This is a genomic window from Cupriavidus sp. GW822-FHT03E04 (assembly GCF_058801495.1).
Window position 1 is genome coordinate 103,575 of record NZ_JBXANI010000014.1, and the last position, 12,296, is coordinate 115,870.

12 protein-coding genes are annotated in these 12,296 nt (G+C 59.4%); 6 read left to right on the forward strand and 6 right to left on the reverse strand.

Translation table 11 applies throughout. The annotated features are described in order from the left end of the window. Window positions 1–2: 2 nt before the first annotated feature. From AC1RQC_RS21410 to AC1RQC_RS21425, 4 genes are read right to left on the reverse strand one after another with little or no spacing between them, the layout of a single operon-like run. On the reverse strand, window positions 3–971 hold the full coding sequence (locus AC1RQC_RS21410; protein WP_492884514.1) for a Bug family tripartite tricarboxylate transporter substrate binding protein: 969 nt from the start codon (window positions 969–971) through the stop codon (window positions 3–5). 39 nt (window positions 972–1,010) lie between these two features. After that, window positions 1,011–1,733, reverse strand: a complete 723-nt coding sequence (locus AC1RQC_RS21415) for a FadR/GntR family transcriptional regulator (protein ID WP_492827174.1) — start codon at window positions 1,731–1,733, stop codon at window positions 1,011–1,013. 39 nt (window positions 1,734–1,772) lie between these two features. Then, on the reverse strand, window positions 1,773–2,732 hold the full coding sequence (locus AC1RQC_RS21420) for a PDR/VanB family oxidoreductase (protein ID WP_492827172.1): 960 nt from the start codon (window positions 2,730–2,732) through the stop codon (window positions 1,773–1,775). A 21-nt stretch (window positions 2,733–2,753) separates the two neighbouring features. Beyond that, window positions 2,754–4,070, reverse strand: coding sequence for a Rieske 2Fe-2S domain-containing protein (locus AC1RQC_RS21425; protein WP_492810141.1), 1,317 nt, complete (start codon window positions 4,068–4,070; stop codon window positions 2,754–2,756). A gap of 367 nt (window positions 4,071–4,437) precedes the next feature. Between AC1RQC_RS21425 and AC1RQC_RS21430 the strand changes: the two genes are divergently transcribed. From AC1RQC_RS21430 to AC1RQC_RS21445, 4 genes are all read left to right on the forward strand, one after another. Next, window positions 4,438–5,703, forward strand: coding sequence for a CaiB/BaiF CoA transferase family protein (locus tag AC1RQC_RS21430; protein ID WP_492884516.1), 1,266 nt, complete (start codon window positions 4,438–4,440; stop codon window positions 5,701–5,703). An 18-nt stretch (window positions 5,704–5,721) separates the two neighbouring features. After that, a complete protein-coding gene (locus tag AC1RQC_RS21435; RefSeq protein WP_492884517.1) occupies window positions 5,722–6,915 on the forward strand; it encodes a thiolase family protein in 1,194 nt (397 codons plus the stop codon). Continuing rightward, entirely contained in the window at window positions 6,912–7,337 is a 426-nt protein-coding gene (locus AC1RQC_RS21440; RefSeq protein WP_492827169.1) for a Zn-ribbon domain-containing OB-fold protein, read from the forward strand. The genes AC1RQC_RS21435 and AC1RQC_RS21440 overlap by 4 nt, the downstream gene beginning before the upstream one ends. Before the next feature lie 99 nt (window positions 7,338–7,436). Continuing rightward, window positions 7,437–8,591, forward strand: coding sequence for an acyl-CoA dehydrogenase family protein (locus tag AC1RQC_RS21445; protein ID WP_492827167.1), 1,155 nt, complete (start codon window positions 7,437–7,439; stop codon window positions 8,589–8,591). A gap of 211 nt (window positions 8,592–8,802) precedes the next feature. Here the strand turns inward: AC1RQC_RS21445 and AC1RQC_RS21450 are convergent, their stop codons facing one another. Together AC1RQC_RS21450 and AC1RQC_RS21455 are read right to left on the reverse strand one after the other, a co-directional pair. Then, complete coding sequence (locus AC1RQC_RS21450) at window positions 8,803–9,276, reverse strand: MaoC/PaaZ C-terminal domain-containing protein (RefSeq protein ID WP_492884520.1); 474 nt, start codon at window positions 9,274–9,276, stop codon at window positions 8,803–8,805. A gap of 3 nt (window positions 9,277–9,279) precedes the next feature. After that, window positions 9,280–9,858: a DUF2889 domain-containing protein gene (locus AC1RQC_RS21455; RefSeq protein ID WP_492884522.1), complete on the reverse strand. Its 579-nt coding sequence runs from the start codon at window positions 9,856–9,858 to the stop codon at window positions 9,280–9,282. Between the two features lie 216 nt (window positions 9,859–10,074). Here AC1RQC_RS21455 and AC1RQC_RS21460 point away from each other — a divergent pair, with 216 nt between their 5' ends. Further along, entirely contained in the window at window positions 10,075–11,196 is a 1,122-nt protein-coding gene (locus AC1RQC_RS21460) for a CaiB/BaiF CoA transferase family protein (protein ID WP_492810155.1), read from the forward strand. A 92-nt stretch (window positions 11,197–11,288) separates the two neighbouring features. Then, window positions 11,289–12,266, forward strand: a complete 978-nt coding sequence (locus AC1RQC_RS21465; protein ID WP_492810157.1) for an NAD(P)H-dependent flavin oxidoreductase — start codon at window positions 11,289–11,291, stop codon at window positions 12,264–12,266. Window positions 12,267–12,296 lie beyond the last annotated feature (30 nt).

Consider the following 12,296-nt stretch of genomic DNA (forward strand, 5'->3'; position numbering starts at 1 on the left):
AGTCAGAGGCGGATGTTGTACTTTGTGATGACGGGATTCCATTGACCGACTTCGTCCTGAATCAGCTTCTGCAGGTCGTCACCGCTACCACTGCGCGGTTCCACCTTTCTATCGGTGAGGATCTTGCGGACTTCCGGCTCAGCCACTGCTTTTGCAATGGCATCGCGCAGCTTCCGCTGGACTTCAGCGGGTGTGCCCTTGGGGGCCAGGACGCCAAACCACGCTTGGCTCCTGAATCCGGGTACGTTTTCGGCGATGGCAGGCAAACCAGGGACGATGTTGCTGCGTGCCGGGCTGGCTACGGCGAGGTAGCGGACCTTTCCCGAGCCGACCAGTGCTGCGCCGTCAAGGCCTGTTACGAACGCCGCTTGGATCTGGCCGCCGACAAAGGCGGCCATTAGCGGCGCACCGCCGCTGTAGGGGATGTGCTGAAGCTTTAGTCCCGCCATCTCGTTGAAGTATTCGCTGGTCAGGTGTGACAGCGAACCGTTACCGACAGATCCAATATTCATGGAGGCGCCTTGCTGGTGGGCGAGCGTGAGGAACTCCTTCATCGAGTGAGCTGGGCTGTCGGCAGGCACGGCGAGAAACATTGGCGTGATTGCGACTGTGGAGATGGGCTGGAAGTCCTGAAGCGGGTTGTAGGGCACCTTTCGCATCAGTTGCACGACTGCGTTCGGCCCGGTGTTGCCGAATACGAGCGTGTATCCGTCAGGGGCCGACCGTGCGACAAGGTCCACCCCAATGGCGCCGCCGGCTCCCGGCTTATTCTCGACCACAACCGGCTGCCCCAGAATCTCGCTCATCGGCTTTTGGATGACGCGAGCCAACTGGTCAGTGCTCCCACCGGCGGCATAAGGGACGATGAGGCGGATAGGCTTGTCCGGGTATTCCTTGGCGAGAGCCAAGGAACATGAGACAAGCAGGGAGAGGGCGAGCGTTGCACTTAGGTGTGGTAGCCGGGGGCGCATGGTGTGTCTCCTTAGGTGCGGCTCAGTTGGCCGCTCGAGTCATCTGTCCAGGTAGCTGGACCAGTAGTTTGTCGCTCGATCCATATGACGAAAGATCAAGCGTTCTGCCTTCTGAATGTCTCGGTTGCGAATGTGCTCCAGCATCTGGTGGTGCTCGAGCGCCGAAGCTTGTCCTTGTGCACGGTCTTCAAATAAGACAGTCCGGCGCCGCGCCGTAAAGCGATAGAACGCATTAAGGGTTCTAACGAGCACCGAGTTGTGCGCCGCATCGACAATGGCAATGTGGAAGTCGGTATCTTCCTCGGCGATGTTCCGACCCTCGGACAGGGCAGCATCGGTTCGCCCAAGGATGTCCGCCATTCGCGACAGATCACCGTCAGTCCGACGCTGGCATGCCAGACTCACGGCTAAAAGTTCTAGATGCGCGCGGACCTCCATCGTTTCGGCAACTTCGGTGGGCGAAGGTGTTGCGCCCATATCTGTCAGCAGAACCAAGGCCTCGAAACTACTGTCGCGCGACATGTGGCGCAGATAGATGCCAGAATTCGGCCTCGATTCAACGACCCGCAGCGCCACCAAAGTCGCCAGGGCTTCGCGGACCGAGTTGCGCGCCACGCCCAGGCGCTCCGCCAGGTCGCGCTCCGAAGGGAGTCGATCGCCAGGTTGCAGGCGGCGGTCCTGCAAGTAGGCAAGGATGCCTGCGATAACGCCTGAGCCACCTGTTGCGCGTGATTCAGCTGTTGCTTCCGCTGCGTGAGGCATTATGTTTTCCTGCGAGGCGCTAGCCATTCCAATCAATGCTCAAAGGTCCAGAACGAGTGTCTTTGACCGGGCACCCGAGCAACACACCATCAATGACTGGTTGGCCTGCTTTTCGTCATCGCTAAGGAAATCGTCCCGATGATCTGCTTTACCTTCGATGATTGTGGTTCGGCAGCTACCGCAAACGCCGCTGCAGCACGAATAGGGCACCGCAACACCGTTATCGAGCAGTACGTCCAAAATGGTCTTTCCAGCTTCGACACGCAACGCCTTCCCGCTTTGGCGCAGCACGACTTCGAAGCCGCCATCCGTCGCGGCATCCTGCGAGGCTGAAAATCTTTCGTAATGGACTGTCGCAGGGTCCCTGGCCTCGGTGACGGACAAGAAGTCGTCGATCATTCGAGTGGGGCCGCAACAGTACAAATGGGTGCCGGCGGACAGCGTAGCTACAGCATCGCTGATGCTGAGGCGAGGGCCAGATTCGGAATCATGGAAGTGGTGTACCCGCCCGCGGCCGGCATCGATTCTCTTAAGCTCGTCCGCGAATGCCGTCTCTTTTGGGGAGCGGCTCGCGTACATGAGTGCCCAGTCACAGCCAAGCGCGTCGAGCCTGCGAATCATGGACATGACCGGGGTAATGCCGATTCCGCCGGCAAAAAAGACGGCCTTGGATGCGCGCTCGTCGAGAGGGAAGTCGTTCCGAGGAGTCGATGCTCGAATCGTGTCTCCGACGCGCAGCCTGTCATGGGCCCATCGCGACCCGCCGCGACCGTTAGGCTCGCGCTGCACGGCGACCCGGTAGTAGACAGGATCTTGGGACGCCGCATTCGCGAGCGAATAGCTGCGTACCATTCCTGGCTGCAGGTGGAGATCGATATGGGCGCCGGGATGAAAGCCCGGCAAGGGCTTGTCATCTGCGGAAACAAAGTCAAACGAAGCGATTCTTTCGGCTTCGAACGTGATTCGCTTCAGACGAATCTCAATCAACGAGGCACTCATGCTTACTCTCAGATCGACGCGTTAGGGCGTGTAACCAAAGTCTTTGCCGGGTTCCGCGCGCATAACTTCGGCGCCGAGCTTCATCCAGTCACCGTCCTTCGGAATGGTCAACGACACAGCGCGCCAGCGGAATGACGCCGGGGCATTTGCCGAAGGAGGAATCTCGTTAGCATTGGCGAGCTTTTTCACCGCTTCGAGCAGCACGCGTCGGGTGCGTGCGACACCGCTGTCGCTGGTTCCCAAGTGTTCCTTGCTGCGGTCGAAGATCGGTGCAACGCCGGACTGACATGCTGCATCCTGGATCCACAGACCAGGCATGCCGGAGTTGTACGTCTGCACCTGGAGTTGATAGTCGAACTGATAGGCGTTGCCCCGGTTGTACTGGCTCCAGTACGTGTGGTACGGCGCGGTCACCGGGCGCTTCTCGAACGCAGCATCGGAATGGTGGCCCGTCTCCCGGCCCTTATGTCCGTCCTGGAACAGTTTCCGGGTCTTCTCGTAGAAGGGCTGGGAAGGGTGGTACGAGAACATCAGGCAAAGAGTGTGCTCGTCATCGATGGGAACCCACGCGTGGCCGCTCAGTTCGGGGAACTGAGACTGTGGGGGCACAAGCGTCCAGAACGGCATGAGGAACTGATTGACGCGGACATAGTTGTCACCATCCGCGGTCTTCCGACGTGCGCCAATGCTGACGCCGGCATCGTGCTGGATACATTCGAAGGTCGGACTCAAGTCTTGAGCCTGCTTCCATTGGTTGATCACGCCTCCGTCAACGCGGCCATGGAGGATGGCCGCGTGCGCCGAGTCGATTTCACCTTCCAAGGCCTGGAGCCAATTGCACTCCTGGACGCGCATGGAAACGGCGACCTGTTCCTCAGGCACCATGTTCCACTCCATGTCCGGGAGTTCCGGCGCCGCGTTGGCGTCGGCGCCCATATACGCCCACAGGATGCCGTTGCGCTCCTTCACTGGATAGGCCTTGATCTTCATGCGGCTGCACATCGGACTGTCGGCAGGCTCGCATGGCATTTCCTTGCACTGACCGCTGACATCGAACTTCCAGCCGTGATAGACGCAACGCAGACCTTCGTCCTCGTTGCGACCGAAGACCATCGGCGCACCGCGATGCGGGCAGGCATGGTCGACCAATCCCACCTTGCCGGCGCTATCTCTGAATGCCACCAGATCTTCGCCCAGTAGCCGGACCCGATACGGCTGGCCGCCAGGAGTGACGTCCGAGCCCTTGAGAAACGGAATCCAGTACAGCCGCATAAGCGCGCCCATAACCGTACCTGGACCGACGCGTACCAGCAGTTCGTTGTCTTCGCGAGAAAGCATGTGATATTCCTGTAATTGGTTCAACCAATTTGGTAGAACCAATTGTATTTCGCGGAGACCTCCGTGTAATCCGGGATAACCCTAGGGCGGCCTGCTGTTCTGTGCGGAACGCCGCGTGTCCGTGCGAGCGGACCGCCTTTCTCGCGTCTTGCTATGCCGCGTCGAACAAGACGAGTGCTGATACCCATTGACTATCCGCAGTCCATCTCACTAGAATAGTTTGGTAGAACCATTAAACGGACCAACCAAAGCGAAGCCGAGATGTGCGGGCAGTGCGGCGGCCCGTGGATGGCGGCCCTGCAGCGCTGTCTGTGGGCGGGACAAATTTGAAGCGGCAGAAGAGCGGCTGCTTGAGGAGGAGATAGACGTGTTTGACCAGGATCGGGTTGAGTCTTTGCCGCAACATGCGGCAGCGACTGCGAAAGGAAAGGGCGTCCTGGATGGCGTTCGTGTCATTGATTTCACCCACTTTGTCGCTGGGCCGCTGGCGACGATGACGATGGCTGACTTTGGTGCCGACGTCATCAAGGTGGAAGCGCCCGTGAAGGGGGATGATTTCCGGTACTACCCGCCAATGGACCCGGAAATTCCGGCGCAGGGTGCCCCCTATCTGTGGACCAACCGCAATAAGCGCAGCATCGGCATCGACATGAAGTCGCCGGAGGGCCTTGCGCTCGCGAAGGCCCTGATTGCCGAAGCCGACGTCTTGGTTGAGAACTTCTCAACAGGCGTCATGGAACGTTTCGGTTTGGACTACGAGACCTGCCGCGCACTCAACCCTCGCTTGATTTACTGCTCGGTCTCGGCGTATGGCCGGACCGGCCCGTATGCGGATCGTCTGGGATTTGACCCGATCGCCCAAGCCGAAAGTGGGTTCATCTCAATGAATGGCTACTCGGACCGTCAGGGGGTCCGAACCGGCGCCGCGGTGATGGATATCAGCACCGCGATGATGGCCACGAACGCGATTCTGCTCGCACTGTTGGGTCGTGAGAAGGATGGGGAGGGGCAGTTTGTCGAAGTCGCACTCTTCGATACAGCCATTCTGATGACCGGGTTCGCGGCGATGCAGCATCTGACCACCGGTTACGAGCCTCAACGTAACGGGAATACCAGCCCTGACACGTGTCCCTCTGGCGTTTTTCACTGCCAGGACGTGCCGTTTTACATCAACTGCGGCAACGACGGGATCTTTGTCCGGCTGTTCGAACAGGTGCTCGAGCGCCCAGACATCGCTCATGACCCTGTCCTGTCGAAGCGGGCCAATCGTCTGGAACGACGCGATGAGCTTTTCGAGCTCATGGGAGAAGAGTTCGGCAAGCATCCGTGGGCCTATTGGCAGCCGAAGCTCCGTGCCGCTGGGGTCCCGAGTGGCCAAGTCAAAACGCTTGCGCAGGCACTCTCGTCGGACGAAGCCGCATCGCGGAACCTGGTAAGCCGGATCGAGCATCCGGTGAAAGGGTGGATTCCGAACATCTCCACGCCGCTCAGGCTTAGCCGCACGCCTGCGCGCGCAGCGAAGGCCGCGCCTGCTGTCGGCGCTGACACTGAGCAGGTGCTCAAGGATGTGCTCAAGCTCAATGACCACCAAATTGCTGAACTCACCGCCTCCGGGGCGTTTGGTGCGAAGTAAGACGACTCAGCCACGCATATGACCAGAAACGTAGCCATTATTGGCGCCAGTGCTATTCCGGTGGGGCGCCATCAGACCGCGGATGACGCGGCGCTCCAGACCTTGGAGCACGAAATCATGACTCGCCTCGTCGTGGAGGCAGTGAAAGATGCGGGCGTCGACAAGCAGGATATTCAGAGCCTGGTGTTTACGCTTCCGCGTCCCTACACGCGTCAGAAGTACTTCCACACCTTCCTGATGGGCCAGCTCCGGTTGTCTTGCCGTGGCAACGTCATGGAGGTGATGGGCAATGGCATGACAGCGGCCTTGGCGTTCGATCAGGCTTGCAACGACATCATGCTGGGCAGGTCCGAAGTGTCGCTTGCGCTCGGCATCAACATGGAAAGCGCGGTTTCCGCCGCGGAGCACATGATGAGCAGCATGCGGACGACTGGGGATGTCGACTTTCACACGTCGGCCGGCTTTACACCCATTGCCTGGTACGCGATGGACGCCATGCGCTACATGCACGAACACGGTGCCACGAAGGAGCAACTCTGCTCGGTGGCGGTAAAGAACCGCTTTCACGCGACCATGAATCCGCTGGCGCAATATCGCAAGCCGGTGACGCTGGAGGAGGTCGTCCAGCAGCGTCCCATCGTCGAACCACTCGGGCTCTACGACGTGCCGCCGCGTGGTGACGGTGCCGCCTGCCTGGTGCTCGCAAGCGAGGAAGTCGCGCGCGACATTGGGCGGCCCTATGTACTTGTCAAGGGGCGCGGATTCTTCCATGACGGCAGCCATCAGATCAGCGACGTCCCGAATGACATGATCGCTTTCGAGTCTGCCAGGCAGGCCGCCACCACGGCCTACGAGCAAGCCGGCATCAGCGCGAAGGACATCGACGTCGCTGAGCTATACGCGCCTTGCACGATTGTCGAGGTGCTGGTGAGCGAGGCAATTGGGCTCATTGCCAAGGGCCAAGGGGCGCGGGCAGCGTTCGATGGCGAGACACGCCTTGGCGGCCGAATTCCCGTCTCGACCTCCGGCGGCCTGACGTCGCGCGGCCACCCGGCGTATGTCACGTCGCTCTACAACTACGTGGAACTGGCTGAGCAGTTGCGTGGACGGGCCGGGGCACGCCAGGTCAAGAACGCACAGTTTGGCCTGGCTACCGGCGAACTCGGCAACTACAACGCGGCCATGATTCACGTTATGGAGGCTAAGCAATGACCCTCGAAACACTGATTGTCGACGGCGAGCGTGCGTATCCGCCACGGGAATCCGCATTCACCAAGGAATTCTGGTCGGCGCTAGCAGCCGGCCGCTGGGTGACCACGCAATGCTGCGATTGCGGCAAGACAACGTTCCCACCAAAGCTTGTGTGCCCCCACTGCTGGTCGACCGAGATGGAGTGGAAGGCTTTCGGTACGCGGGGCACTTTGTACTCGTGGACGCGTATTCATGCCGCTCCCGCGGTGTTCGCTGCGGAGTCCCCTTATGCATGCGGGATCGTTGATCTTGACTCTGGGATCCGTTTGGCATGTCGACTGGTGGAAGACCACGACGTGCCTTTGCAGATTGGCCAGGCGGTCGAGATGGTGGTTTTGCAGTACAAGGACGGTCCTCTGTTCGCAGCACGGCCCATCAGGTAATTAACTTTCTTAACCAGCATCAACTTTGGGTCATCCCGGTTTAGCCGCAAAAACGGTGGCCCATGCTGTTGCAAAACTCATAGTAGTTAGGAGATAACAATGTCGTTGATCAACACTGTCGGGCTGACTGAAGACCAGCGCATGATGCGCGAAGGCGTCCTGGATCTGCTCAACCGGGTTCTGCCGTGGGAAAAAGTCCGGAAGATGGACGAAGCTCGTGAATTCCCGATCGAGGCCTATGAAGCTCTGGCGGACGCGGGCTACATCGGGCTGTTCTATCCGGAACACCTCGGCGGCATGGGCGGCTCGTACCGCGACATCACTGTTCTGCTCGAGACGCTAGGGTACTACTACACTGGTATTGCCCAAGCGATTACGACGTCGGCGGTCTATGCGGGTATGCATATCGCGAAGTTCGGTACCCCTGAGCTGCAGCAAGAACTGATTCCGAAGATTATTTCCGGAAAGGCGAAGCTGGCACTTTGCATGTCCGAGCCTGGTACGGGCTCCGACGTGGCGGGGCTCAAGACCTACGCCGAGCCGACCGGCGACGAATACATCCTGAATGGCAACAAGGTTTGGATTACCTGCGGCCATGTGGCAGACTATTTCGTCGTCATCACGCGTACCGACCGTGAGGGCGCCCGCCATCAAGGTATCAGCACGCTGCTGGTCGATGCGAAGGCGCCAGGGGTTACCGTGCGCCCGTTGCAGATGCTGGGCCGCCGCACGACCCATGCAAATGAGGTCTTCTTCGACAATGTCCGCGTGCCGGCCAAGAATCTGTTTGGTGGCGAGGGTCGCGCTTGGAAGAACATCATGAGCTGCCTGGGTCTTGAACGCCTTGGCCTGGCTGCCATTTCGGCGGGTCACTGCTTTAAGATCACCGAGTATGCCCGAGACTACGCGAAGGAACGCGTGCAGTTCGGTAAGCCGATTTCCGACTTCCAGGTCATCCAGCACAAGCTTGCAGACATGCTCATTCTGTCGGAAACGGCGCGCCAGGTGGTGTACCGTGCTGCCGATGTGCTCGACGCCGGCCAGGCCGCGGTGAATGAAGCGTCGATCGCCAAAATCGTGGCTAGTGAAAATAACTTCAAGTGCGCGGACATCGGGATGCAGATCATGGCGGGTGCCGGATACTCGATGGAGTACGACATGCAGATGTTCTTCCGTGATTCCCGTGTGGGCCCCATCGGCGGCGGAACCAACGAGATTCAGCGCAACATCCTTGCAAAGCAAATGGACCTGTAATCACGGGCCCGGCGCAAGAAAGGACGCGAAAGCGTCCTTTCTTGCTTTCTACTTTCTAGCTTTCCAGGGGGCGGTGTCCTTGTGGCTCAATGCAGCCGCTGCCCGGAGGGATAGTTGAACGAGTCAAAGAAAGGTGGGGGCGAACGGGTGTTCGTTCCCCCACGTAGAAAGCCCGTCGGCCGATTGTCTATGGCAGGCGGGTGCAATCGGATTACTGCGGGCGCAGACGATACAGCAACGTCGTAATCATGGAGTGGACGACTTCGCCGCGTTGATTCTTGACCTTTCGGTCGAACGTCACGATGCCGGAAGTACCCTTGCTCGACATCTTCTTCTCAATGGGGGTAATCACGACGTGGATGGTGTCGCCGTGCTTGACGGGCAGATGCATGCGCCATTGGTTGTTGCCCAGCATCGCAATGATGGTGCCGTCATTGATGCCGCTGAGGCATTGGAGGCCACCTGCGATGGCTAGTACCAGTGGACCATGGGCAATTGGTTCTCCGTAGGACTGGGTCTTGCAGAACTCATGGTCGATATGGGGTGCATTGTGGTCACCGGACAGGCAGGCAAAGTTGACAATGTCAGTCAGTGTCACCGTGCGACGCGAGGTGACAATGGTCTTCCCGATCTCGAAGTCTTCGAAGTACATGCCGCGGGGCTTGCGTTCTTCAATTTCAGACATGGCTCATTCCTTACCCGGCTCTGTACCGGCAGTATCGTTAGGTTGATAAAACTGAGGGAGGTGTTCTCGCACCACCGGGCCATCGATTCGCCAGGACCGGCACTGGTTAAGGTAGTGGGGGCGGGCGCCATTCAATGGATCCTCACCCCTGTGTTTGCGTTGTTGGGCTTGCCAGGTCGGAATGGCTTGGAACGCCGCCGTGGCCATGTTCACCAGCAGCTCTCGCAGATGTGTGCAGCTTTCGGTGCCGCCCAGCCGTTCATTGATCGTATGTCGCCAGCCGTATCCCATGCGCACGCCTACCATCGTCGTCAGACTTTTCTCAATCTCTCGGCATACGCGGAAGGGGACGGCCTTCATACGACTCACTATGTCTCGCACCGTCAGATCCTCGTCTACGACGAGTGCAATCAGCATGTGATGTACGGAGGTTCCCGCTGGAAGGTCGGCTTGCTCCGCCACTACCGTGTCGTAGCTACGGAAGTCCCGCATTTCTCCTTCGATCTCCCACAGCCCGTCACCGCGCCGGTAGCACCGGTAGTGCACTTGGCGCGTGTGCAGCAAAACTCGCTCGTCATTCATGGGGCGCCTGCTCTGGTTTTAATGGTTGAGCCATTGTATAGTTTCATCAAGGGTGGGTGCAACGGGCTTTGGTTGCTCAATCGTCAAGGCATCGTCTGGCTGGCCGAGCGTGGCGGGCGTGATGTACGTCCAACATCCTGGGCATGGGCGACGCTCGTGCTACTCGAGCATTGGATGTTCAGGGCTCGCCACCATCGTTGAACCATTGGAGACTTCATGAACCAAGAGAGCACTTCGTCCACTTCGGGCCCACTTGCTGGATTGCGGGTGATTGAAATGGCTGGCATCGGCCCTGGACCATTCGCGTGCATGCTCCTATCTGACATGGGTGCGGAGGTGGTCAGGATTGACCGGAGCGATGCCAAATTGGGAGACCAGTTCGACATCGTTGGCCGTGGCCGCAAGACGGTACTCTTGGACCTCAAGAACCAGGCTGATGTTGAGACGGTGCTGGACCTCGTTTCAGAAGCGGATGTCTTGGTAGAAGGATTTCGCCCGGGTGTCATGGAGCGGCTGGGTCTAGGTCCTGCGGACACTCAGAAGCGTAATCCGAAACTTGTGTATGGCCGTATGACCGGTTGGGGGCAGGACGGGCCGCTAGCCCACGCAGCTGGCCACGATATCAACTACATTGCCATTTCGGGCGCGCTCGCCGGTATTGGTGAGGCCGGGCGGGCGCCGGTTCCGCCTCTGAACCTGGTAGGTGACTATGGCGGGGGGAGCCTATATCTCGTCGTCGGAATTCTGGCAGCGGTACTGGAAGCGCGACGATCGGGCAGGGGGCAGGTGGTGGATGCAGCCATCTGCGATGGCGCGGTATCGCTCACGAGCCTGTTTCATACCCAACTTCTGCGTGGGCACTACGTCGAGAAGAAGGCCAGTAACATGCTCGACGGGGGTGCGCCTTACTACAAGTCTTACGAGACGTCTGATGGCGCCTACATCTCGGTGGGTCCCATTGAGCCAAAGTTCTTTGTATTGCTCTGCGAAAAACTGGGCGTGCCTGCCGAACTGCACAAGTCACAGAACGATCGGGCAAAGTGGCCGGCGTTCGAAGCCCACTTTGCCGAGACATTTCGCACGAGGACGCGCGCTCACTGGTGCGAACTTCTCGAGGGCACGGATGCGTGCTTTGCCCCAGTTCTGACGCTGAGCGAAGCCGGTCAGCATCCGCATCTTCAGCACAGAAACGCCTTCGTCTCGGTTGGCGGCGTCCAGCAACCGGCACCCGCCCCGCGCTTTTCTCGCACGCCTGGTGCCGTCCAGGGACCCGCTCCCAAAGATGCAGTCAAGCCAGCCGGCTTGCTTGAAGCTTGGCGGGAATCTTCGCGTACCTAAGCGACATGCGGCTTTGCACTGAGCGCCTGGCTCATAGGTGGGAAGGCCGCACGGGAAACACATAGAGGCGACGACCCGCCGAAAGGTTCATCATGAAAACACGCGTTACAGAGTTGCTGGGCACTGCCTATCCAATCATCCAAGGGGGCATGCAGTGGGTTGGGCGCGCCGAGCTAGCCTCCGCAGTCTCCAACGCAGGTGGCCTCGGCGTCCTGACAGGACTTACCCAGCCCACCCCCGAAGCGTTGCATCGCGAGATCTGCCGTTGTCGTGATATGACGGACAACCCGTTCGGCGTCAACATGACGATCTTTCCGACCATCAAGCCGCCGCCGTACGCGGAGTACATCGACGCCATTATCGAGAACGGTGTCGGTGTGGTGGAGACTGCCGGAAACAAAGCCCTCGAGTACCTTCCCCGGCTTAAAGCCGCGGGCGTGAAGGTTATCCATAAGTGCGTGGCAGTCCGCCATGCGCTCACTGCGGAACGTCTCGGCGTGGATGCTATCAGCATGGATGGTTTCGAATGCGCGGGTCATCCTGGTGAGGATGATATTCCGGGGATGGTGCTAATACCGATCGCTGCCCGACAACTCCAGGTGCCCGTCATTGCCTCCGGTGGCATTGCCGACGGGCGCGGTATGGCGGCGGCGCTGGCATTGGGTGCCCATGGGGTGAACATGGGGACGCGCTTTTGCGCAACGCGTGAAGCGCCTATACATGACAACATCAAGCAACGCCTTCTGGCTGCCAGCGAACGCGATACCAATCTAGTCTTCCGAACGCTGAAGAATACGGCGCGGGTGTTGAAGAACGCGGTCTCGGATCAGGTTGTGGCGACAGAACGGCGCCCAGGTGGCTGCGAGTTTGAAGATATCCGCGAACTTGTCGCCGGCGCGCGCGGGAAAGCGGCCTTGCAAGAGGGCGATCCGGATGGCGGGATTGTGACCGCCGGCATGGTGGTCGGGTTGATTCACGACATCCCAAGCTGTGCAGAATTGCTTGAGCGGATGGTTGCTGAATGCCGCGAGAGCCTGACGAGCGCGAGCGAGCTAGCCCTCGCACGATAGTCTGAGATGAATTGAGGCCGAGGACCCTCG

What these genes read in the sequence shown, in the direction of transcription:
- AC1RQC_RS21445 (WP_492827167.1), top strand. Translation starts at nt 7,437, where the DNA reads ATGTCGTTGATCAACACTGTCGGGCTGACTGAAGACCAGCGCATGATG.
- AC1RQC_RS21425 (WP_492810141.1), bottom strand. Translation starts at nt 4,070, where the DNA reads ATGCTTTCTCGCGAAGACAACGAACTGCTGGTACGCGTCGGTCCAGGT.
- AC1RQC_RS21455 (WP_492884522.1), bottom strand. Translation starts at nt 9,858, where the DNA reads ATGAATGACGAGCGAGTTTTGCTGCACACGCGCCAAGTGCACTACCGG.
- AC1RQC_RS21440 (WP_492827169.1), top strand. Translation starts at nt 6,912, where the DNA reads ATGACCCTCGAAACACTGATTGTCGACGGCGAGCGTGCGTATCCGCCA.
- AC1RQC_RS21465 (WP_492810157.1), top strand. Translation starts at nt 11,289, where the DNA reads ATGAAAACACGCGTTACAGAGTTGCTGGGCACTGCCTATCCAATCATC.
- AC1RQC_RS21460 (WP_492810155.1), top strand. Translation starts at nt 10,075, where the DNA reads ATGAACCAAGAGAGCACTTCGTCCACTTCGGGCCCACTTGCTGGATTG.
- AC1RQC_RS21450 (WP_492884520.1), bottom strand. Translation starts at nt 9,276, where the DNA reads ATGTCTGAAATTGAAGAACGCAAGCCCCGCGGCATGTACTTCGAAGAC.
- AC1RQC_RS21420 (WP_492827172.1), bottom strand. Translation starts at nt 2,732, where the DNA reads ATGAGTGCCTCGTTGATTGAGATTCGTCTGAAGCGAATCACGTTCGAA.
- AC1RQC_RS21410 (WP_492884514.1), bottom strand. Translation starts at nt 971, where the DNA reads ATGCGCCCCCGGCTACCACACCTAAGTGCAACGCTCGCCCTCTCCCTG.
- AC1RQC_RS21415 (WP_492827174.1), bottom strand. Translation starts at nt 1,733, where the DNA reads ATGCCTCACGCAGCGGAAGCAACAGCTGAATCACGCGCAACAGGTGGC.
- AC1RQC_RS21435 (WP_492884517.1), top strand. Translation starts at nt 5,722, where the DNA reads ATGACCAGAAACGTAGCCATTATTGGCGCCAGTGCTATTCCGGTGGGG.